The sequence below is a fragment of the Colwellia echini genome (genome assembly GCF_002843355.2).
Lineage (GTDB): Bacteria > Pseudomonadota > Gammaproteobacteria > Enterobacterales > Alteromonadaceae > Colwellia > Colwellia echini.
In genome coordinates this window covers 1-250 of the sequence record NZ_PJAI02000134.1, presented here as the reverse complement: position 1 = coordinate 250, position 250 = coordinate 1, and the positions used below count along the sequence as shown (strand labels likewise).

The window sequence follows — 250 nt, the reverse complement described above, 5'->3', positions numbered from 1 at the left end:
CTCCCGTTAAAAGTGACTCAGCAAGTGATGCTGAGCCAGAAGCTGATGTAACCGACCCTGATGATATTGATGCACTGCTAGACTCTGTTAATAACGATTCTGTTAATAGTGCTTCTGTCAAAAGTGATTCAGCAAGTGATGCTGAGCCAGAAGCTGATGTAACCGACCCTGATGATATTGATGCACTGCTAGACTCTGTTAATAACGATTCTGTAAATAACGACTCTGTTAATAGTGCTCCCGTTAAAAG

The 250-nt window shown here is 42.0% G+C and carries 1 pseudogene; it reads left to right on the top strand.

Features of this window, described 5'->3' with window-relative positions:
* A pseudogene (locus CWS31_RS17725) lies at window positions 1-250 on the top strand (hypothetical protein); the annotation flags it as partial.